This window comes from Rhizobium cauense (assembly GCF_019511525.1).
In the GTDB taxonomy this organism is placed as follows: domain Bacteria; phylum Pseudomonadota; class Alphaproteobacteria; order Rhizobiales; family Rhizobiaceae; genus Rhizobium; species Rhizobium cauense.
This window is the reverse complement of the sequence record NZ_JAEUAT010000105.1, coordinates 1-251: the sequence shown is the minus strand read 5'-3', so window position 1 is coordinate 251 and position 251 is coordinate 1. Positions and strand designations below refer to the sequence as shown.

The 251-nt window shown below is 67.7% G+C and carries 1 protein-coding gene; it reads left to right on the top strand.

The window, feature by feature from the left end:
- Window positions 1-251, top strand: a 251-nt coding sequence (locus JNB88_RS33355) for a hypothetical protein (RefSeq protein ID WP_220359186.1), incomplete at both ends; no start/stop codon positions are given.

Genomic DNA, 251 nt, shown 5'->3' with positions numbered 1-251 from the left:
CGACCAGCTGGCCGCACTCGACGCCACGAAGATCGCCGCTCTCAGCACCAAGGCCGTTGCCGGCCTGAAGGCAAGCCAGATCAGCGCCCTGACGGCCGATCAGGTCGAAGGTCTCAGGACGGCGCAGGTTGGCGTGTTGAGCGCCACGCAGGTTGGTGCGCTCGGTGCCGACGACATCGCCAAGTTCTCCGCCGATGAGATCGCGGCGCTGGGCACGGCAGCGGTCGGCGGCCTGACGAATGATGCGGTTG